Source organism: Neptunicoccus cionae, from assembly GCF_014643735.1.
GTDB lineage: Bacteria > Pseudomonadota > Alphaproteobacteria > Rhodobacterales > Rhodobacteraceae > Amylibacter > Amylibacter cionae.
In genome coordinates, this window is record NZ_BMKA01000002.1 from 641,542 (window position 1) to 661,025 (window position 19,484).

Sequence of the window (19,484 nt, forward strand, 5' to 3'; positions counted from 1 at the left end):
ACAGTAAATCCGGGGGTGGCCCAAGGGCCGCCCCTTCCCCGTTGCAGGTTTCCGTTTAAGCTTTGACGTCAAAGCCTAAACGCAAGTCGGGCAAAACAACGATCCGGACCAACAACAGGCCTTCAACAGGGTGAGGGACACACATGAACACTGCGCTGGAACTGAAAAACGTCAGCAAGTCATTCGGCTTGGTAAAAGCCAACAAGAACATCAATCTTGCTGTCGAGGCCGGTTCCATTCACGGCATCATCGGTGAAAACGGCGCGGGCAAATCTACGCTGATGAACATCATCTACGGGATGCACCGTGCGGACAGTGGCGAAATCCACTTTGGCGGGCAGAAAGTTGACGTGCGCTCTTCGGCGGATGCTATCGAACACGGCATCGGCATGGTGCATCAGCACTTTATGCTGGTTCCCACCTTTACGGTTCTCGAAAATGTCATGCTTGGCACCGAGGGTGGTTTGATGCTGCGCGACGGTCGAGGCGCAGCGCTCGAACGGTTGCTGCATCTTTCCGAAACCTACAATCTGCAAGTGAACCCCCACGCGCTGGTCTCTGATCTGAACGTGGGCCAGCGCCAGCGGGTAGAGATCATCAAGGCGCTGAAAGGCGGCGCCAAGGTTTTGATCCTTGATGAACCGACCGGCGTTCTGACACCACAAGAAGCGGACCAGCTGTTCGAAATCCTCAAGGTCCTGCGCGATGACGGGGTTTCTGTCCTGCTGATCACCCACAAACTGTCCGAGATCATGGACATCACGGACACCGTGTCCATCATGCGTCAGGGTGAGATGGTCGGGCATCGCAAGACGTCCGAAACCTCTCCGCAGGAACTGGCCGAACTGATGGTTGGACGCGAAGTGCTGCTGGAAGTGGACCGAAAACCCGCAACGCCAGCCGAAGTGCGGTTCTCGGCCACTAACCTTGGCTACACCAACGCGCAGGGCGTGTTGGAACTGGACGACATCAACTTTGAAGTCCGTGCCGGTGAAATCCTCGGGGTGGCGGGTGTGTCTGGCAATGGACAAACCCAACTGATGGAGACCCTTGCAGGGATGCGCCACCTGACCAGCGGCAGCCTGAACATCCTTGGCACCGAAGTGACCGCAGCCGATCAGACCGACCCGCGCATCATCCGCGATTTGGGCGTTGGTCATATCCCCGAAGACCGCCACACCCACGGGCTGGTCCTGAATTTCGAAGCGCGGGAGAACATGATCCTCGGCTTTCATGATACCGAACTGGCTGGCAGCGGGACCCTGTTTGACTACAAGGCGATCCAGCAGAACTGCGAAGACAAGATGGCACATTACGATGTGCGCCCCGCAAATCCGCGCCTGAACGCCAAGAACTTCTCCGGCGGGAACCAACAGAAAATCGTCATCGCGCGGGAATTTTCCGCCAACCCCGGTGTGCTTCTGGTGGGCCAACCGACCCGCGGCGTCGATGTGGGTGCGATCGAATTTATCCACAAACAGCTTCTGGAACTGCGAGACGCGGGCTGCGCGATCCTGCTGGTGTCCGTTGAACTGGACGAGATTATGTCCCTGTCAGACCGCATTATGGTGCTGTGTGGCGGACAGAACGTCGGCATTATCGACAGCGCAGACGCTGACAGACAAACCCTTGGCCTGATGATGGCCGGTCAACGACAAGAGGCCGCCGCATGAGCACGCCAACTCCCCCCCTTCCCCGCTGGGCAGACCTTATCCTGCTTCCGATTATCAACCTCTTCGCCGCGTTCTTTATCTGCGGGTTGATCGTACTCGCCATCGGGGAAAACCCGATAGAGGCGATGGGCGTGATGATCAAAGGCGCATTCGTCTACTCCGGCGGGCTGGGCTATACGCTGTTTTACACCACGAACTACATCTTCACCGGCCTCGCCGTGGCGCTGGCTTTCCACTGCATGATGTTCAACATCGGCGGCGAAGGGCAGGCCCTGATCGGTGGCCTTGGCGCGGCGCTGGCCTCTTTTGGCATCGGGCTTTATCTGCCTGCACCACTGGCCATTCCGCTCGCAGTGCTCGGCGCTTTCATCGCAGGGGGCATCTGGGGGGTGATACCGGGGTATCTACAGGCGAAACGAGGCAGCCATATCGTGATTACCACGATCATGTTCAACTTCCTCGCAGCATCCCTGATGGTCTACCTGCTGGCCGGTCCCATGCTGGAAGCCGGACAACAGTCCCCACAAACCGCCAAACTGGCCGAGAGCACGCTGCTCCCTAAAATGGCAGATATCCTAAGCCCTTTGGGTTTTGACATCGCCAGCACGCCGCTGAACGCCTCTTTCCTGATCGCCCTTGGCGCGATGGCGGTGTTTTATGTGCTGGTCTGGCACACGCGACTTGGGTTTAACATCCGCTCCGTCGGGCAAAATCAGGAAGCCGCCCATTATGCTGGGATCAACGTGGCGCGGACGATCATCATCACAATGGCCATTTCCGGCGGCTTTGCCGGATTGCTCGCCACCAATGAAATCCTCGGGTTTAATCACAAGGTGGTGCTGAACTTCACGGCAGGTTACGGGTTCACTGGCATCGCCGTAGCCTTGATGGGCCGCAACCACCCCATCGGCATCTTCCTTGCAGCCCTGCTGTTTGGCGCGCTGACACAGGGCGGCGGCGAGCTGGACTTTGAATTCCAGTCCATAACCCGCGAAATGGTGTTGCTGATACAGGGGATGATCATCCTGTTTTCCGGTGCGCTGGCCTATATGTTCAACCCGCCACTGGCGCGGATGATTGCGAAATTTGTTGCACCGAAGGATCCTGCAAATGGCTGATTTCCTGTACCAACTGCTGCTCTCCTTTGACGCAACCCTGCGGATTGCAACGCCCCTGATGCTCTGCGCGATGGCAGGGATATTCTCTGAACGCTCCGGCATCGTGGACATCTCGCTCGAAGGCAAATTGCTCTCCGGTGCCTTTGTTGCCGCCGCCGTCGCTGCGGTGACCGGATCTGCATGGCTGGGCCTCGGCTGTGCCATGCTGGCGGGGATTTTCATGTCCCTGATCCACGGTTTTGCCTGTATCACCCACAAGGGCGATCAGGTGGTGTCCGGTGTCGCCATCAACATCTTGGCCAGCGGGTTAACCATTGTGCTGGGCATTGCGCTGTTCAAACGGGGTGGACAGACGCCCTCCCTGCCGCGCGATGACCGTTTCACCCCGATTGAATGGTGGGGCGTGGATATGATGGACAGCGTTCCTGTTATCGGCACCATCTACCGGCAACTGATTTCGGGCCACAACATGCTGGTCTATGTGGCACTGCTCGCCGTGCCGTTGACTGCTTTTATCCTCTACCGCTCCCGCTTTGGCCTGCGCCTGCGCGCCGTTGGCGAAGTTCCCGAGGCTGTGGATTCCGCTGGTATTTCCGTCACATGGCTGCGCTACCGTGCCTTGATCGTAGGCGGCGCCCTCTGCGGTATTGCCGGCGCGTATCTGTCCATCGCACAGGGCGGCAATTTTGTACGCGAGATGTCCGCAGGCAAAGGCTATATCGCGCTGGCTGCTGTTATCTTTGGCAACTGGAAACCGCTCAGCGCCTTTATGGCCTGCCTGATGTTCGGCTTCCTAGAGGCCGCGACAACCCGTCTGGAAGGCGTAGACCTGCCCCTGATCGGCGAAGTGCCGACGCAACTGATGCTCGCGATGCCCTATGTGCTGACCGTGCTTTTGCTGGCAGGTTTCATCGGCAAACCGCGCCCGCCTGCGGCCATCGGCAAGCCCTACCACAAATAGGCCGCGACCTGCGGCCTATCCCTTCATCCTTGCGCGGGTCTTTTCATCAAGCAACGGCCGCAGCGTCTGTAACAACGGGTGGCCGTCCATATAGCGCTGCCCGTACTTCAGATTAAAGCCATAGTCGAAATCCGCCGGATTGCGCCCCTGCGTGTGCTGTAAAATCGTCTCCAGCTTATCGAGCCCTTTGATAAGACGCGCCTCGGGACTGGCGGCGTTTTCGTATTCGTCCCACAGCTCCAGCAAGCCGTCGATCTGTTCGCGCGGCAACCCTTCCAGCAGACTGACAAAATCTGCCCGCTCCCCGGCCCCTTTATCGCTGGTTTGTTCAGTCGCGGGAATATCGCCCGAAACGGCTTCGCCCAGATCATGCAGCACCGACAGCTTCAGCAGTCGCGCGATATCCAGCCCGTCGCATTGATCCTCAAACACCAGAACCCAAAGACACAACCGCCAAGTATGGGCAGCCGTGCTTTCCGGCCGCCCCTTCGCGGTAAAGCCCGAACGGAACACATCCTTCAGCGCCTCCGCCCGCTCCAGTACCGCCAACCGCGCCTCTGCTTCAATGTTCCACAAATACTCAGACATGCCGGACATTCGGATCAATCGGCCCCTTTGGCAGGTTCAAAGCCCGCTCCAGCGCCAAGCCAACCTGCAACACCAAAGCATCCCCTTTGGGCGGCCCAACCAGTTGAATTCCAATCGGCATACCGGATTTGGTAAAGCCTGCAGGCATCGCCAGCGCAGGCAAGGCTGCGGTGGTGGCGAGGAAAGAAAAACGCAGCCAATCGACATAATCTGTCAGTTCCTGACCGTCGACGACCGTTGGGTATTCCTGCTCTACCAGCGTTGGCTCCAATCCGACAACCGGAATGGCCAGCACGTCATGGTCCTGTAGGAACTCGCGCATCTGGTGATAAACCTCGGTACGCCCGCGCTGTGCCAGATAGATGTCATGGCTGGACTGGTTTACGCCCACCGCGATGTTTTCTTGCAAGGTGCGTTTGAAATGTTTCTTCACCTCGTCAGGCACAAAGTTGTTCACAGCGCCATAGTGCATCCCCCGCAAAGCCACGTAACTGTCATAGAGCGCGGGTGTTTCCGGACAGCCTTCCTCCACCCGCATACCAGCCCTTTCGGCCGTTTTCATCGCGCCCTCCAGAATATCGCGGATCTCTCGCTCTACCGGTGCAAAGCCCCCCTGATCGGCACTGAACGCGATACGGATGTCATTCTTTTCCTGCTTTACGGCCTCCTGAAAAGAAACTTCCGGCGCATGAAGGCTGATCGGCATGCGCGGGTCAAACCCAGTCATCGCATCCAGAAACAGCGCCACATCTTCTACATCCCGCGCCATCGGCCCGTTGATCCCTTCGTTCAGGAAACCCGCAGGACCCGGACCACCGCCCGCCCGTCCCGGTGTCGGGCGAAACCCGCAAACACCACAGTACCCCGCAGGGGTGCGCAGCGAACCGGCCAGATCAGACCCCGAACTCAGCCATGTTTCCCCCGCTGCCAAGGATGCCGCCGCACCGCCGGATGAGCCACCTGCATTCTTGCGCGTGTCCCACGGGTTGCGGGTATAGCCGAACACCTCGTTGAAGGTATTCCCACCCGCCCCAAATTCTGGCGTGTTGGTCTTGCCGGTAATCACCGCGCCGCGGTTTTCCATCATTTCAACCAGCGGGCTGCTGACAGGCGAAACATAATCCTTCATCCCCAAGGATCCCATCGTGGTCACAACGCCGCCCACTTCGTTCAAATCCTTGATCCCCACGGGCAAACCACCCAGCCAACCCGGATCGCTTTGATCTGCGTTGCTGGCGGTTTCGGCCTGCGCATACGCCCGCCCGCGGCACTGGGTTACGGTGGCATTGATCGCTGGCCCCACCGCATCTATCCGCGTGTAGGCCGCGTCGAGCAGTTCTTTTGAAGATACCTCCCTACGCTTCAACAGGCCCACCACCTCGCGTGCGGTTTTTCCACAAAGCTCCGGTCCGGTAAATTCAGCCATAGTTCGTTCCTTTCAATTGTTTTGACCAACTGTGCGAAGCCTGATGAAACCTGTCCACCGCAAAATGCGATTTCCCGTCTGAGTGGACTTACAGCCCGCAATCTGCATTCGATTGCATTATTCTTTTGCCCTTACGGGCCGACCCGCCGTAGGCTCGGTTGCGAACCTAAGGTCCGACTACGAAAAGTCCGGCGCAGAAAGGAGCGAACATGCGACACACCCCAAAATCCATGTGGTCCCTTGAAACACTAGGGCGCACGCGGCTGTCCCGTTATTTTTTCCTGCGCGATTTCATGCATTCCGAAATCAGTGCGTTTCACGGCATTCCCAATATTCCGGATAATCCCGATGCCGTGATCACGGCGGGTCAGGCACTGGCGCAAAACCTGCTTGATCCCCTAGTGGAAACATTCGGGCCCATCACGATCCGCTCCGGCTACCGCTCTGCGCTTTTGAATAAATTCGGTAACGACAACAAGCTGAATTGCTCGCGCAATGAAGTCAACGGCGCCTCGCGGATTTGGGAGCGAACCGACCCACACGGCAACAGCGGCGCTTGTGCAACGATCGTGATCCCTTGGTTTGCCGATCAATACGATCAGGGCCGTGACTGGCGCGATATGGCTTATTGGATCCACGATCATCTGGACTATCACGAACAGTATTTCTTCCCCAAACTCGCCGCCCTGAACCTGACGTGGCGGGACAACCCTGCGCGCCGCGTTCTCAGCTACATTTCCCCCAAAGGCACACTGGTGGCCAGCGGTGCAGAGCCTTCAGAGACGCTCAACGAACGGCGCAACCGTTACGCCGACTTTCCTCCATTCCGCGCTATAAAATATCCGCCTCTGCCAGCGCTACTAAACCGATCGACCTAAAGAAGGATCACCCGATGACATTGCCCCGCACCCCGTGCTTCCGTCTTGACGGCAAACGCGCCCTTGTCACGGGCGGCACCTCCGGCATCGGGCTCGGCTGCGCTGTAGCACTCGCCGAGCACGGCGCGGAAGTAACTCTTGGCGCGCGAGATGCCGCACGAATGGAAGGTGCCGCGGCTGAAATGCGTGCGCACGACTGGCAGGTTAAGACCCTGTCACTGGATGTGTCAGACGTCGCAACGACCCAAGCGCAAGTTGCAGAGCACGGCCCGTTTGACATACTGGTGAACTCCGCCGGTTTCGCACGCCATGCCCCCGCACTCGATACAACCGAAGCGGATTTCGACGCGATGACAGACCTGAACGCGAAGGGGGCCTATTTTCTGGCGCAAGCCGTCGCAAAGGGATTAATCGCCGCCGGAAAACCCGGCTCCATCATCCAGATCTCATCGCAAATGGCCCATGTGGGTGGACAGGAACGGGCGGTCTATTGCGGTTCGAAACATGCGGTCGAAGGGTACACCAAGGCGCAAGCGATCGAATGGGGCCCCCATGGTATCCGCGTCAATACCATCTGTCCGACCTTCATCCGCACCCCGCTCACCGAACAAACTTTCAAAAGACCCGAGCTGGTCGCATGGATCGAAGACAAAATCAAACTTGGCAGGATCGGCGAAGTGGAAGACATCATGGGCGCTACCGTTTTCCTCGCCTCCGAAGCTTCCGCCCTGATCACCGGCAGTTCCTTGTTGATAGACGGGGGCTGGACCGCCGACTGACCTGCACGCTTCAATGTTCCACAAATACTCATAAAGAGGTCCGCGCATGCCAAACGACAAGATTACATCCCTTGATGTCGCAAAACGTGCCGGCGTGTCCCAATCCGCCGTCAGCCGCGTGTTTACCAAAGGGGCTTCGGCCAGCCAGAAGACGATTGATAAGGTCAGGAAGGCGGCCAAGGAACTGGGGTACCGCCCCAATGTTCTGGCACGTTCGCTGATTACTGGTCGCTCGCGGATCATCGGGCTGGTGGTCGCCTATCTGGATAACTATTTCTATCCCGTCGCGCTGCAAAAACTGTCCAACGCACTGAAGGAGGAAGGCTATCACGTGATGGTTTTCATGGCCTCTGACACCACTAAGGATATTGAACGGGTGGTGGATGAAATGCTGGATTATCAGGTGGATGCCATCGTCGCAGCCTCGGTTCCTTTGTCATCGGATCTTGCGGGGCGCTGCCGCGATGAAGGCATCCCGCTGGTATTTTTCAACCGCTCGCAAGACGGCGACAACTTGACCAGCGTTACTGCGGACAATTTCGCCGGAGGCCGAGAGATTGCAAGGTTTCTGGCAGCCCACCGGCCTGAACGGATCGGCTATATTGCAGGGTTTGAAGGGGCCTCGACACAACGGGACCGCGAAGCCGGTTTTCTGCGCGGTCTGGAGGAAGCCGGACGCGAGGTATCGAGCCGGACCGTTGGTAATTTCTGCTCGGACGGGGCGCGGGCGGCGGCGCTGGCGATGTTTTCAGCACCCCAACATCCCGACGCTGTTTTTGTGGCGAATGACCACATGGCTTTCGCGGTGATGGACGTGTTGCGGAGCGATTTGCACCTTTCCGTTCCCGGGGATGTGATCCTTGTAAGCTACGACGATGTGCCCCCGGCGGTTTGGGCGGGTTACAGTCTGACCACAGTACGCCAAAGGACGAGCCGTATGGTTGAGGAGACAGTCAGGGTACTGATGAATGCCATCGAAACCGGAGAAGCGCCTCCGGTGAACATCAAGATCGCGGGCCCCTTGATTGTCCGAGGGTCTGCCCCTGCACCGCTTGGATGGACAAATTGGGCGCAGGTTTAGCGCGCAAGCGAAAACCTTTCCAAATCCTTAACCTTGAAGCTTCATATATCACGCGTCTTGTATGACGCTTCATATTTGCAGGGTCATCGCTTTTACCGTTTCCATTCAGACCCTTGCAAAATCCCATCTCACTCCACCATCCAACTCACACAAAAAAGACGCCCCGAATTCCTTCGGAGCGTCTTTAATCTTTAACGGCTTTTAACCATTAATGCCGTGATCAGTTCGGGGAACCAGCCAACGGAGTGTTCAGGTACGGGAACACATTCTGCAATTCCGCAGCACTGATCGGTGCTCCATCCGTAAACGGAGCGTTTCCGACAGGCGCATCTTCCGGATCACACAGACCCAGATTGATCAGATCGCTTTCTTCGTCTTCAACCGCGCCATCGACGCCCAATTCGGCACCCAGCGGCACAGGATGACACAAGGCACCCATCACCACGCGCAGCGCGATATCCACGACATCGTCGCCAGGGCGACGGCCATTTGGAAAGCCAGCCAGATCCTCGGCAACAACACCGTAAGGATGCTGACGGTTCCGCCATGTCGGCTCTACTGCTGTGTTCAGACGCAGCATTTCGGACCCGACGACGCCCGCAGGTTGGTTAAAACCCGGAAAACCTGTCAAGAAAGCGGTTACCAGATCCTGACGTGGGAAATTCGACGGCGCAATGTCACTATCCGCACCGACTGCATCGCGAAACAATGCGTCCAGCAGATAGGGCAAGGACGGATTGGTCACGTATTTCGCAAACTGGCTGTCGTGCTTGGGTTTGGAACCGTTGAATTTGTCCTTGTCCGGCAGGCCGATTACTACTTCGTTAACCAGCGGGTTGGACAGACGGGATACCTGCTGCATGTTCCCTTTGCCTTTACCCTTGCCGTTGCCTGGAACGCTGGCAGTGGTCCAGGCGCCGATCACCACTTCGTCGTCAGTCGTGATACATTTGGTAGGCAGTTCAATCGCCAGGGACGTCACGTTCGCCTTGCCGACCAGATCATCGTTTTCACGGGACTGCTCGATACCACCAGGAAACGCGTCTCCGTCCAGCGGAACAAGGTTCACCAGATCAAAAATCTCACCCAAATTCACCGCGAAGGCTTCAGCACGTTGACCGGCAAACACCCGGCCATCCTGCTTGCAGCCCGGAATTTTTACGTCGTAAATGTAGCTGTTCGCATAGGCTGCATAATCGGGAATTGTCTTGTTCCCCACATTATCCAGCGGCTTGGTGAACTCGGTCATCCCAGAGGCAGAGCGCAGCGTTTTGGTTTTACCGCCGTTGCGATGCCCTTTCTTAAGGGTCAGGGAATAAGCTTCGTGTTCGCCCAGATTGCTTGTGCTTGCAGCACTGATTGGCCCAACCGCCCGCAAAGGTACGGCGATTTTCTTGTCACCGACTGGCACACGGATATGCTTGCCATTCTTGACCAACGTATTGGTAAAGCGGAACTGAAAGCTCAGGTCTTCCTTGGCGTCGCCGTCGTTGTCGATGTGAATTTCATAAACAGCATCTTCATCCATTGTGAAGTAATTTGGGCCTCCGTAGGGCGCTTGCAACGGCTGGTAGTTGGCTATGAATGTCACATAGTCCTTGCGACCACGCTCATAGGAACGGAACACATAGAAATCTGTGGCGTCCACTTTGGGCATCTTCGCGATCTGCGGCGCCTCTCTGTGGGAAGCAGCATTTACGCCGAACCCGACAGAAGCTGCAAGTGCCGTTGCGGCCAGCCCCTTAGCAATTAGGTATGTATTGAATTTCATTTTTCCCTCCCAAATCTCACCTCCCCGGAAGTAGGAAGGTGGCGGCGCGGCGAGCTAACTCTACGTCAACCGCATGAGAGAGATACGGGGCATGGATCAAATCGGATCAAATCGGTTCCATCACGAAACCGTGACCCATGTAATCCAGCACATTCTGCCTGTGCCGCGGACCGATCGCAAGAGAGGCAACTTTCGCTGCCTCCCCTGCTTCACTACCGTCGTTACAGCGGGTTAAGCGCCACCATATCCACCCGGTGTCGGGGTTGTCACGATCACCGCCTCACCCGATTTCAACACAGTCTGGTCACAGCCGTTCAGCACCTCGATGCTGCCATCCTGACGGCGCACTTCGGTTCTGCCGCTTAGACCGTCCTCGCCGCCTTCGATGCCTTTGGGACGGTTCTGCCGATTGCCCGACAGGATCGCCATTTCCATTTCTTCAAGGAAACGCACCGTGCGGCGTGTCCCGCTGCCGCCGTTCCATTTGCCCTTGCCACCAGTGCCTTCGCGAATGACAAATTCCTCCAGATGCACAGGGAAGCGGAACTCCAGAATTTCGGGATCAGTCATCCGGCTGTTGGTCATATGAACCTGCACTGCATCCGTACCGTTGAACCCATCCCCCGCAGGCGCGCCCGAACAGATGGTTTCGTAGTACTGGTATTCGTCGTTGCCAAAGGTCAGATTGTTCATCGTCCCCTGACTGTTGGACATCACGCCAAGTGCAGCCATCAGCGTGTTTGTCACCCCTTGCGAGGTTTCCACATTCCCAGCCACCACAGCCGCCGGATATTTCGGGCGCAGCATACAGTTGTCTGGAATGATGATGTTGATAGGGCGCAGACAGCCCGCGTTCATCGGAATGTTGCCCTGCACCATCACGCGGAAAGCATATAGCACCGCCGCACGGGTCACAGGTTCCGGCGCGTTAAAGTTGGTGCATTGTTGGGGGGAGGTTCCGGTGAAATCCACCGTGGCCTCGCGCTTTTCCTTATCAACGGAGATCGCCACTTTGATCACCGCACCCTGATCGGTGTGGGTTTCAAAACTGCTGTCATGCAGCGCGTCGATCACACGGCGCACGCTTTCCTCGGCATTGTCCTGCACGTGCTTCATATAGGCCTGCACCACGTCCAAACCAAAGTGTTTCACCATCTTGCGCAATTCCCGCGCGCCCATCTGTTCGGACGCAATCTGCGCCTTCAGGTCGGCCACGTTCTGATAGGGATTGCGGCAGGGGTATTTGTGATCCGTCAGCAGATGCAGCAAAGCCTCTTCGCGGAATTCGCCCTGATCCACGATCAGGAAGTTGTCGAACAACACGCCTTCCTCATCCACATTGGTGGCGAGCGGTGTCATGGAACCGGGTGCTGTGCCCCCCACATCCGCGTGATGCCCGCGCGAGGCTGTGTAGAACAGGATTTCCTTGCCCGCGTCGTCAAACACCGGCGTCACTGTGGTGATGTCAGGCAAGTGCGTGCCGCCATTGTAGGGCGCGTTCAGGCAGAACACATCGCCGGGGCGAATCTTGCCTTTGTTCTGTTTGATGATGCTTTCAACCGAACGATCCATCGACCCCAGATGCACAGGCATATGGGGCGCGTTGGCCACCAGTGACCCGTCCGCTGCAAACACCGCGCAAGAAAAGTCGAGCCGTTCCTTGATGTTCACCGAATACGCGGTGTTTTGCAGAGTCAGCCCCATTTGTTCGGCAATGGACATGAACAGGTTGTTGAACACTTCCAACATCACTGGATCAGCGGTGGTGCCGATGGCATGGGCTGACGGCAGCGCCTCCACCCGTTTCAGCACGATGTGATCGTGACGGGTGATCCGCCCTTCCCAACCGGGTTCGACGACGATGGTCTGGTGCGGTTCCACAATAAGCGCCGGACCGGGAATAACCTGCCCCGGCTTCAGCGCGGCGCGGTCTTTATAGACGCCCGCATCATGCCAATCCGCGCCCGAAAACAGCCGTGTCTGGCCGCTGGCGTCAGCCTGCGCTTTTGTTTCTTGCTGTGCAGGTTCGTCAATCGCGGCCCCGCCACCAGCACTTTCCACTTCGATCGCCTCAACCACGATTTGCTTGTCAGGATACACAAAACCGAACTGGGATTTATGAGCCGCTTCAAATTCGGCCTTCATGGACTCCACATCGCCCAGCAATGCCTGCAACGGCGTGTCGGTCCCGTCATAACGCAGATGCACGCGCTTTACCGTCTCGGGCGCATCCACGCCCTGATCGCGCAACTCCGCCTCAGTCGCTGTGGCCAGTGCCTCGGCTTCGGCCTGCACCGCACCCAAATTTTCCGCCAGCATCGGCTTCACGATAGAAGCCGTGCGCGTGCTGCGAATATCCGCCAGCCCCATACCATAGGCGCTGAGAATGCCGGAATGGGGATGCACATGCACGGTTGTCATGCCGAGCGCATCCGCTACGGAACAGGCATGCTGTCCGCCCGCACCACCAAAACAGGTCAGCGCATAGGGCGTCACGTCATAGCCACGCTGTACCGAAATTTTCTTGATCGCATTGGCCATGTTTTCCACTGCAATCGCCAGAAACCCAGCGGCGACCTCTTCGGCACTGCGGCCGTCACCGATTTCTTCGGTCAGAGCGGTGAACTTTTGCTTCACCACATCCACGTCCAGCGGTTGATCCTGTTTCGGACCAAAGATCGCGGGGAAGTTCTGTGCTTGCAGCTTACCCACCATTACGTTGGCATCGGTCACCGTCAGCGGCCCGCCACGGCGGTAACACGCAGGGCCGGGGTTCGCGCCTGCGCTGTCCGGCCCCACAACATAGCGGTTGTTTTCATAGTGCAGGATAGAGCCGCCGCCCGCTGCAACCGTATGAATCCGCATCATCGGGGCGCGCATCCGCACGCCTGCGACCTCTGTATCAAAGGCCCGTTCCAGATCACCCGCATAGTGGGACACGTCGGTCGAAGTGCCGCCCATGTCAAAGCCGATGATCTCGTTAAATCCGGCAAGGCGCGAGGTTTCAACCGCGCCGACCACGCCACCCGCAGGACCGGACAGAATGGCGTCTTTACCCTGAAAACGATCCGCCGCTGTCAGCCCGCCAGAGGACATCATAAACATCAGACGTGTCTCGCTGGTCTCATCCAGCCCCAGTTCATCCGCCACCTGCTGCACATAGCGACGCAGGATCGGGGACAGATAGGCATCGACCACAGTAGTATCGCCGCGCCCGACGAATTTCATCAGCGGTGAGACTTCGTGGCTGGTGGACACTTGGGTAAAACCAACCTCACGCGCGATTTTCGCGGCCTGCTCTTCGTGCTGGGGATAGGCATAGGCGTGCATGAACACAATCGCCACAGCGCGGATGCCACTGTCATAAATCTTTTGCAGGGCGGCGCGAATATCGTCATCCTGCGCGGCGGTTTCAACTGTACCGTCTGCGCGAATACGTTCGTTCACCTCTTCCACTTGGGTATAGAGCAGTTCGGGTTTGATGATGTTCTGCGCAAAAATATCCTTGCGGCCCTGATCCCCGATGGCCAGCGCATCACGAAAGCCTTTGGTCGTCAGCAGACCCGTTGCATCGCCCTTACGCTCCAGCAGGGCGTTGGTGGCAACGGTCGTTCCCATCTTTACGGTGTTGATCTTTTCGTTGGGGATACGCTCCCCCTGCGACACATCCAGAAAATCGCGGATGCCCTGAATCGCCGCATCAGGGTAGGCTTCGGGGTTTTCCGACAACAGTTTGTGGGTGGAGATCACACCTTCGGGGTTGCGTGCCACCAGATCGGTAAAGGTGCCGCCGCGATCAATCCAGAAATCCCATTTACCTTGTGTCATTTCGAAACCCTTTTTGATTCTGCAAATTATAAACTTGCAAAACATCAACATTTTGTAGATAATTTGTCAACGTTATTTAAGAGTGTCCCCATGTCAAACCTCGGCCCCGTCGTATCTTCCGCCCACCTCGCCCAAGGCAGCTTCCCCGAACTGTCAGAGCTGGAGTTCGGCCTGACCATCGCCAGCAACGCCTTTCAACGCTGGGCCGTGCGCGGCATGGCAGCAGCAGGGACACCCGATCTATCGCCCCTTGAGGTGCAGGTGCTGCACTCCGTCCACCACCGCGAGCGGCCTAAAACGCTGGCCGATATTTGTTTGGTGCTGAACATCGAAGACACCCACACCGTGAATTATGCGATCAAGAAACTGGCCAAGGCCGGACTGGTGCGGGCCGGAAAGCAAGGCAAAGAAAAGACGGTGGAAGCAACAGACCAAGGGGCAGAGGCCTGTCGCGAATACGCCAAGACCCGCGAAAAACTGTTGCTGACAGCCCTGCAGGATTTGGGGATCGAACCGGATCAAATCAGCCGTCTGGCCGCGTTGTTACGCCTGATGTCAGGCCATTACGATCAGGCCGCCCGCGCCGCAGCCGCCTATTAAGGCGCCTCTGCCAGCCCCAATATATGCACGCAGGTATCACCGTATTTGCGCATGTCGTATTGTTCGAACCCGTCTGGCGTAGGCTGCGGGGCGTTTTCTTCCCAGACGATCAACGCCTCTGGTGCGATCCAGCCACCGTCCAGCGCAGCTGACAACGCCTTTTGCCCCATCGCCTTGCCATAGGGCGGGTCCAGAAACACCAGATCAAAAGGCGCACCTTCCAACGGACCCAGCTTGCGGGCATCGCGGCGGTAGAGCTTCGTTTCCGATTGCACCCGCAACAACGAGATGTTGTCACGGATCAGCCGTTGCGCTTTGGTGCCGTCATCCACGAACTGGGCAAAGGCTGCACCGCGGGACAAGGCCTCTAGCCCGAGCGCACCGGTGCCCGCAAACAGGTCAAGCACCCTTGCACCCGTTATAGGGTCACCGTAGCCACCGTTGACCAGCAGGTTAAAGATGCTCTCGCGCACGCGGTCCGTGGTGGGGCGCAAATGCGCGCCCGCGTCCCCCTTACCAACCGAGGTTAGCGCCGTGCCTTTGAACCGCCCCGAAACGATTCTCATTTCAGCAGGGTTTTTAACGCAACCTCAGTATCTGCGATAAGGTCTTTTGAGGGGGATTTCCCAGCCTCGATCAGGCGCTTGCCGACCATAAAGGCACGAGGCTCGTTGGCGGCGTCCACTGCCAGCAATTCATCCCCTTTATAATACCAGTAAGACGCATCGCCTTCCTTGTCGCCCGCGCGGGTGATCACACTGTCATAGCCCACGTTCAGGCCCGCGATCTGAAGTTTTACAGTGTATTGATCGGACCAGAACCACGGCTTTGCCACGTAATCCTTGTCCGCGCCCATAATATTTTCCGCCACCAATTCTGCCTGATCGATGGCATTTGGCACGCTCTCCAGCCTGATGCGTCCGCCGCGATACGGAAAGGATGCGCAATCCCCTGCGGCCCAGATGCCGTCCACACTGGTACGCCCCTGCGCATCGGTGCTGATCCCGTTATCGATGGTGCATCCCGCCATTTCAGCAAGCTCTGTCGCGGGGGTGATCCCGACCCCGACAATGGCAAAATCCACTTCCAGTTCGCGCCCGTCGGTCAGTAAAGCACCGGTGACACGATCCTCGCCCGTCAAACGATCAAGCCCGACGCCCTCGACAATATCGACGCCGTGGGATTGGTGCAGCTTGCGGAAAAAATCCGAGGTCTCGGGGCAGGCGACCCGTTGCAGGATGCGGTCGGCCATCTCAACCAGTGTGACCTGCAAGCCCTTCTTGGCGGCGACTGCGGCGGCTTCCAGCCCGATATAGCCGCCACCGATAATCAGCACGCGCTTTCCTTCGTCAAATTCGGGCGCCATGCTGTCCACATCTTTAAGGGTACGGACCACATAGACACCGCCCAATTCGCCGCCGACACTGGCAGGCAGACGCCGCGGATGTGATCCGGTGGCAAGCACCAGATCGTCATAGGCCAGATCATCGCCATTTACCGAGATCGTCTTCGCCGTTGGATTAACCGCCTCAACGGTTGCGCCAAGTTTCACGTCGATATTCTGATCTTGGTAGAAAGACAGCGGACGCAGATAGAGCCGGTCCAGTTCCATCTCTCCGAGCAGATAGGCTTTGGACAAGGGCGGGCGTTGATAGGGCGGTGCGGTTTCAGACCCGATGAGTGTGATGCGGCCCTCAAACCCCGAATTCCGCAACTTGGCCACACAGGAACTGCCCGCCTGCCCCGCACCCACTACAACCACATGACTCATGACAAACCTCCAAATCGGGCTGGCACCTTGGCGCCACCGCTCTATAGTCAGATCAAAGATAAACCGAACTGGAAAGGAAACTGCAATGGCTATCGGACCCGGAGATACACTTCCCGAAGCAAAACTGGCCAAGATGGGCGCAGATGGACCCGAGGTGGTTGACCTGAACGAAATGGGCAAGGGTAAGAAACTGGTGGTGTTCGCACTGCCCGGCGCCTTTACCGGAACTTGTTCAACTGCCCACGTGCCAAGCTTCATTCGCACGATCGGTGATTTGAAAGCCAAAGGCGTGGACGAAGTGGTTTGCGTCGCGGTAAACGATGTGTTCGTCATGCAGGCTTGGGGTGAACAAACCGGCGCAACCGAGGCAGGCATCAAGATGCTCGTCGATGGGGACGGATCATTTACAGAAGCGATGGGCCGCCAATTTACCGCAGCACCCGTCGGGCTGGTCAACCGTTCCAAACGCTACGCGATGGTGGTTGATGACGGCAAGATCGTGACCTTGCAGGAAGAAGATAACCCGGGCGAGTGTGACGTATCCGGCGGTGAGGCTATTCTCGCCACGCTTTAAAACAAAAACGCGCGCGTTTTATATATTATTGAAAAGGCCCCGCCGGATGGACGGGGCCTTTCTTAATTTCATAGCCTCCGGCGGGGATATTTCACCCAAAAAGAGCAGCGCTTTTAATTGGATTAATTCTCTGCCTGCACGATGGTTCGGGTTGGGAAAGGAATGTCGATACCGGCTTCATCAAAGGCATCTTTTGCTTTACGTGTGAGATCAAATTTTACATCCCAGAAATCTGCCGCATCCGTCCAGGCGCGGATGGTGAAATCAACCGAACTATCGCCGAGGTTGGTGACTTTGACGAAGGGGGCCGGAAGATCGTTGATCCGCTCGTCAGCTTCCACCAGTCCTTTGATCACGCTCTCTGCCTTCTTCAGGTCGGTATTATAAGACACCCCGAGCACCAGATCCACGCGCCGTGTATCGTGATAAGAATAGTTCTTGATCGCCGTGCCAAACACCTCGCCATTGGGGAGGATGATCTGCACATTGTCCGTGGTGGCCAGTTCGGTTGTGAACAGGCTGACATCTACCACAGTACCGGAGAACCCGCCAATTTCCACGAAATCTCCAATTTTAAAGGGCCGGAACACTACCAGCATCACACCGGCGGCAAGATTGGCGAGCGTCCCTTGCAGCGCCAGACCGATCGCAAGACCGGCGGCACCGATAACAGCGACAAGCGAGGCCGTCTGGATACCAAACCGTGCCAACACAAAGATAACTGCGAAGGCCAGCAACGCATAGCGCGCCACGCTTCCCAGAAACGAGAACAACATATCGTCGATTTTCTCGTGTTTCTTGGCATAACTAGCGATGTAGCGCTGGAGCACTCCGCCAAACCAAATGGCCGCTGCCAGAATAAGCCCCGCGTAGAGCACGTTCAGCAGCAGTGCGACAATCCATTCCATAGTCTTACCTCATTTTCATTCGCCAGCGAGGGCATTCATCTTCCGCGCGAGCTTTACATCCAGATCGGACAGCCCGTCCACATCATGTGTCGTCAAAGTTACGTCAACTCGATTGTAGACATTGAACCATTCCGGATGGTGGTTCCATTTCTCGGCCCACATAGCCGCACGCGTCATGAAACCGAAGGCTTCAATGAAGTTCTTGAACTTAAATGTTTTTGCAATCGCCTCGCGGGAGTCATCTTTCGACCAACCGGTGTCAAACAGCTCTGCGAGAGGGGCGTCGTCTTGCAGCTTCTCAGCCATTGTACTCTCCTTTTTCTTTACGAAACGGCCCGTAAGCCGTCATTACTTCGATTTCCTCGTCAATGGCATCCCGCTCTGCATCCAGATAGCGCGCCACCGCGTCCTTAAAGCCCGGATCCGCGATCCAGTGCAGGGAGTTAACCTGCGTTGGCAGATATCCCCTTGCCAGCTTGTGTGGCCCCTGCGCACCTGCTTCTACCCGCACCAGCCCGTGCTGGATGGCATAGTCGATGGCGCGGTAATAGCACACTTCGAAATGCAGGCAGGGGTGGTCTTCAAGGCAGCCCCAATAGCGGCCATAAAGCGTGTCACGCCCGATGAAGTTCAGCGCACCCGCAACCCAGCGCCCGTCCCGTTCGCACATTATCAGCAGAATGTCGTTGCGCAGGTGTTCCTGCGCGAGGTCAAAAAAGCCGCGTGTCAGATAGGGCGTTCCCCATTTCCGCATGCCGGTGTCCTGATAGAACCTCCAAAACGCGTCCCAATGTTCCGGTTGGATCTGGTCACCGGTGAAACTGTGGATGGTGCCGCCGAAACCCTGCGCGGTGCGGCGTTCCTTGCGGATGTTCTTGCGCTTGCGGGACGACAGCGCGGCGAGAAAGCCGTCAAAATCATCGTAGCTGTCATTGTACCAGTGAAATTGCTGGCCCGTGCGACGCAGCAAGCCCATCTGCTCCCCTGCAAGGGCTTCCTCTTCAGTGCAAAAGGTCACGTGAAGCGAGGACAGATCATTCTGCGCGGCCAGTTGAACCGCACCTTGGACCAGCGCCCCCATTCCCAGATCATCCTGCCCCGGCGCCGTCAGAAACCGGCGTCCAGTCACAGGCGTGAACGGCACAGCCGCCTGTAGCTTGGGATAATAAGCACCACCGGCGTTTTCGTAGGCATGGGCCCAATTGTAATCAAAGATATATTCACCCTGACTGTGGGTCTTGGCATAAGCGGGCATCACCCCGATCAGCTCCCCCCGTTGGCGGGCGATCAGATGGCGGGGCATCCAGCCGCTGTCTTCACCCACTGATCCGCTTTGTTCCAGCGCCAATAAAAACCGGTGGCTGGTGAACGGATCGAGCGGACGCTGGCCTGCCCCATCGGGGTTGGCGCAGCTGTCCCACTCTTCCGCCGCGATCTGGTCGAGACCGGAGACAACGCTAATCTCTACCGGTGCGGGGTCTGTTGTGTCATCTGAGGGTGTCTGATTGTCCATATCAGCATCCACATG

17 protein-coding genes are annotated in these 19,484 nt (G+C 57.4%); 8 read left to right on the forward strand and 9 right to left on the reverse strand.

Annotated elements, in window-relative coordinates; all coding sequences use genetic code 11:
* The first annotated feature begins 143 nt into the window (after nucleotides 1–143).
* The 3 genes from IEX10_RS08400 to IEX10_RS08410 are packed head-to-tail and all read left to right on the forward strand — an operon-like array spanning nucleotide 144 to nucleotide 3,752.
* A complete protein-coding gene (locus IEX10_RS08400; protein ID WP_188673285.1) occupies nucleotides 144–1,673 on the forward strand; it encodes an ABC transporter ATP-binding protein in 1,530 nt (509 codons plus the stop codon).
* Complete coding sequence (locus IEX10_RS08405) at nucleotides 1,670–2,791, forward strand: ABC transporter permease (RefSeq protein ID WP_188673286.1); 1,122 nt, start codon at nucleotides 1,670–1,672, stop codon at nucleotides 2,789–2,791. The genes IEX10_RS08400 and IEX10_RS08405 overlap by 4 nt, the downstream gene beginning before the upstream one ends.
* Nucleotides 2,784–3,752, forward strand: coding sequence for an ABC transporter permease (locus IEX10_RS08410; protein ID WP_188673289.1), 969 nt, complete (start codon nucleotides 2,784–2,786; stop codon nucleotides 3,750–3,752). Before IEX10_RS08405 ends, IEX10_RS08410 begins: the two co-directional genes overlap by 8 nt.
* A 15-nt stretch (nucleotides 3,753–3,767) precedes the next feature.
* Here IEX10_RS08410 and IEX10_RS08415 read toward each other — a convergent pair whose 3' ends face one another.
* Together IEX10_RS08415 and IEX10_RS08420 are read right to left on the reverse strand one after the other, a co-directional pair.
* Nucleotides 3,768–4,349 (reverse strand): HD domain-containing protein, encoded by a 582-nt coding sequence (locus tag IEX10_RS08415; protein WP_229678477.1) that lies wholly within the window; start codon nucleotides 4,347–4,349, stop codon nucleotides 3,768–3,770.
* Nucleotides 4,333–5,766 (reverse strand): amidase, encoded by a 1,434-nt coding sequence (locus tag IEX10_RS08420; protein ID WP_188673291.1) that lies wholly within the window; start codon nucleotides 5,764–5,766, stop codon nucleotides 4,333–4,335. Before IEX10_RS08420 ends, IEX10_RS08415 begins: the two co-directional genes overlap by 17 nt.
* A gap of 230 nt (nucleotides 5,767–5,996) precedes the next feature.
* Here IEX10_RS08420 and IEX10_RS08425 point away from each other — a divergent pair, with 230 nt between their 5' ends.
* The 3 genes from IEX10_RS08425 to IEX10_RS08435 are packed head-to-tail and all read left to right on the forward strand — an operon-like array spanning nucleotide 5,997 to nucleotide 8,504.
* Nucleotides 5,997–6,644: a hypothetical protein gene (locus IEX10_RS08425; protein WP_188674676.1), complete on the forward strand. Its 648-nt coding sequence runs from the start codon at nucleotides 5,997–5,999 to the stop codon at nucleotides 6,642–6,644.
* 14 nt (nucleotides 6,645–6,658) lie between these two features.
* Nucleotides 6,659–7,423, forward strand: coding sequence for an SDR family NAD(P)-dependent oxidoreductase (locus IEX10_RS08430; protein WP_188673293.1), 765 nt, complete (start codon nucleotides 6,659–6,661; stop codon nucleotides 7,421–7,423).
* A gap of 46 nt (nucleotides 7,424–7,469) precedes the next feature.
* Nucleotides 7,470–8,504 carry a LacI family DNA-binding transcriptional regulator gene (locus IEX10_RS08435; protein WP_188673295.1) on the forward strand — a complete coding sequence of 345 codons (1,035 nt, stop codon included), beginning with the start codon at nucleotides 7,470–7,472 and terminating at the stop codon, nucleotides 8,502–8,504.
* Between the two features lie 220 nt (nucleotides 8,505–8,724).
* Here IEX10_RS08435 and IEX10_RS08440 read toward each other — a convergent pair whose 3' ends face one another.
* Together IEX10_RS08440 and IEX10_RS08445 are read right to left on the reverse strand one after the other, a co-directional pair.
* Entirely contained in the window at nucleotides 8,725–10,275 is a 1,551-nt protein-coding gene (locus IEX10_RS08440; protein ID WP_188673297.1) for a DUF4331 domain-containing protein, read from the reverse strand.
* A gap of 231 nt (nucleotides 10,276–10,506) precedes the next feature.
* A complete protein-coding gene (locus tag IEX10_RS08445; RefSeq protein WP_188673299.1) occupies nucleotides 10,507–14,103 on the reverse strand; it encodes a hydantoinase B/oxoprolinase family protein in 3,597 nt (1,198 codons plus the stop codon).
* Between the two features lie 90 nt (nucleotides 14,104–14,193).
* Between IEX10_RS08445 and IEX10_RS08450 the strand changes: the two genes are divergently transcribed.
* Nucleotides 14,194–14,703 carry a winged helix DNA-binding protein gene (locus tag IEX10_RS08450; RefSeq protein WP_188673301.1) on the forward strand — a complete coding sequence of 170 codons (510 nt, stop codon included), beginning with the start codon at nucleotides 14,194–14,196 and terminating at the stop codon, nucleotides 14,701–14,703.
* On the opposite strand, the gene rsmD is transcribed toward IEX10_RS08450, so the two are convergent.
* Nucleotides 14,700–15,269, reverse strand: a complete 570-nt coding sequence (rsmD, locus tag IEX10_RS08455; RefSeq protein WP_188673303.1) for a 16S rRNA (guanine(966)-N(2))-methyltransferase RsmD — start codon at nucleotides 15,267–15,269, stop codon at nucleotides 14,700–14,702. The genes IEX10_RS08450 and rsmD overlap by 4 nt on opposite strands.
* Nucleotides 15,266–16,474 carry an NAD(P)/FAD-dependent oxidoreductase gene (locus IEX10_RS08460; RefSeq protein ID WP_188673304.1) on the reverse strand — a complete coding sequence of 403 codons (1,209 nt, stop codon included), beginning with the start codon at nucleotides 16,472–16,474 and terminating at the stop codon, nucleotides 15,266–15,268. The genes rsmD and IEX10_RS08460 overlap by 4 nt, the downstream gene beginning before the upstream one ends.
* 85 nt (nucleotides 16,475–16,559) lie before the next feature.
* On the opposite strand from IEX10_RS08460, the gene IEX10_RS08465 reads away from it, so the two are divergent.
* The gene (locus IEX10_RS08465) at nucleotides 16,560–17,048 is read left to right on the forward strand and encodes a peroxiredoxin (RefSeq protein WP_188673307.1); all 489 of its coding nucleotides are present in this window, start codon (nucleotides 16,560–16,562) and stop codon (nucleotides 17,046–17,048) included.
* 122 nt (nucleotides 17,049–17,170) lie between these two features.
* Here IEX10_RS08465 and IEX10_RS08470 read toward each other — a convergent pair whose 3' ends face one another.
* The 3 genes from IEX10_RS08470 to IEX10_RS08480 are packed head-to-tail and all read right to left on the reverse strand — an operon-like array spanning nucleotide 17,171 to nucleotide 19,469.
* The gene (locus tag IEX10_RS08470; protein ID WP_188673324.1) at nucleotides 17,171–17,956 is read right to left on the reverse strand and encodes a mechanosensitive ion channel family protein; all 786 of its coding nucleotides are present in this window, start codon (nucleotides 17,954–17,956) and stop codon (nucleotides 17,171–17,173) included.
* A 15-nt stretch (nucleotides 17,957–17,971) separates the two neighbouring features.
* Nucleotides 17,972–18,262 carry a 4a-hydroxytetrahydrobiopterin dehydratase gene (locus IEX10_RS08475; protein WP_188673327.1) on the reverse strand — a complete coding sequence of 97 codons (291 nt, stop codon included), beginning with the start codon at nucleotides 18,260–18,262 and terminating at the stop codon, nucleotides 17,972–17,974.
* Nucleotides 18,255–19,469 (reverse strand): GNAT family N-acetyltransferase, encoded by a 1,215-nt coding sequence (locus tag IEX10_RS08480; protein ID WP_188673331.1) that lies wholly within the window; start codon nucleotides 19,467–19,469, stop codon nucleotides 18,255–18,257. The genes IEX10_RS08475 and IEX10_RS08480 overlap by 8 nt, the downstream gene beginning before the upstream one ends.
* Between the last annotated feature and the right edge of the window lie 15 nt (nucleotides 19,470–19,484).

Coding starts and splice junctions, on each gene's coding strand:
- IEX10_RS08475 (WP_188673327.1), bottom strand. CDS start 18,262: ATGGCTGAGAAGCTGCAAGACGACGCCCCTCTCGCAGAGCTGTTTGAC.
- IEX10_RS08480 (WP_188673331.1), bottom strand. CDS start 19,469: ATGGACAATCAGACACCCTCAGATGACACAACAGACCCCGCACCGGTA.
- IEX10_RS08430 (WP_188673293.1), top strand. CDS start 6,659: ATGACATTGCCCCGCACCCCGTGCTTCCGTCTTGACGGCAAACGCGCC.
- rsmD (WP_188673303.1), bottom strand. CDS start 15,269: ATGAGAATCGTTTCGGGGCGGTTCAAAGGCACGGCGCTAACCTCGGTT.
- IEX10_RS08460 (WP_188673304.1), bottom strand. CDS start 16,474: ATGAGTCATGTGGTTGTAGTGGGTGCGGGGCAGGCGGGCAGTTCCTGT.
- IEX10_RS08400 (WP_188673285.1), top strand. CDS start 144: ATGAACACTGCGCTGGAACTGAAAAACGTCAGCAAGTCATTCGGCTTG.
- IEX10_RS08445 (WP_188673299.1), bottom strand. CDS start 14,103: ATGACACAAGGTAAATGGGATTTCTGGATTGATCGCGGCGGCACCTTT.
- IEX10_RS08410 (WP_188673289.1), top strand. CDS start 2,784: ATGGCTGATTTCCTGTACCAACTGCTGCTCTCCTTTGACGCAACCCTG.
- IEX10_RS08470 (WP_188673324.1), bottom strand. CDS start 17,956: ATGGAATGGATTGTCGCACTGCTGCTGAACGTGCTCTACGCGGGGCTT.
- IEX10_RS08405 (WP_188673286.1), top strand. CDS start 1,670: ATGAGCACGCCAACTCCCCCCCTTCCCCGCTGGGCAGACCTTATCCTG.
- IEX10_RS08450 (WP_188673301.1), top strand. CDS start 14,194: ATGTCAAACCTCGGCCCCGTCGTATCTTCCGCCCACCTCGCCCAAGGC.
- IEX10_RS08425 (WP_188674676.1), top strand. CDS start 5,997: ATGTGGTCCCTTGAAACACTAGGGCGCACGCGGCTGTCCCGTTATTTT.
- IEX10_RS08420 (WP_188673291.1), bottom strand. CDS start 5,766: ATGGCTGAATTTACCGGACCGGAGCTTTGTGGAAAAACCGCACGCGAG.
- IEX10_RS08440 (WP_188673297.1), bottom strand. CDS start 10,275: ATGAAATTCAATACATACCTAATTGCTAAGGGGCTGGCCGCAACGGCA.
- IEX10_RS08415 (WP_229678477.1), bottom strand. CDS start 4,349: ATGTCCGGCATGTCTGAGTATTTGTGGAACATTGAAGCAGAGGCGCGG.
- IEX10_RS08465 (WP_188673307.1), top strand. CDS start 16,560: ATGGCTATCGGACCCGGAGATACACTTCCCGAAGCAAAACTGGCCAAG.
- IEX10_RS08435 (WP_188673295.1), top strand. CDS start 7,470: ATGCCAAACGACAAGATTACATCCCTTGATGTCGCAAAACGTGCCGGC.